Genomic DNA, 250 nt, shown 5'->3' on the forward strand with positions numbered 1-250 from the left:
GAGGTCGGCCTCGACGAGCGGCGCGAGGACCGCGGTGGCCTTCGGCCCATGCCCCTGGAAGGGCGCGACACCGGCCCCGGAGACCGTCAAGTCGTAGCCGCCGGCGAGCGCCAGCCCGTAGGCCCAGAGGCTGATGTCGGCGTCGGAGTGCGAGAACCAGATGACGTCCTCGTACGGGCGCAGGACGATGATCTCGGAGAGGACCTTGTCGTCCTGGCCGCAGAGCGGGGTGTACTTGCAGCCGCCGACT

At 70.4% G+C, this 250-nt stretch carries 1 protein-coding gene; it reads right to left on the reverse strand.

The genetic code is table 11. From position 1 onward, the window contains the following. A partial coding sequence (locus AC1RPN_RS09130; RefSeq protein ID WP_481763867.1) for a hypothetical protein occupies positions 1-250 on the reverse strand: 250 nt, incomplete at both ends.

The organism is Dellaglioa sp. CoH-57-MRSF-20, assembly GCF_056781955.1.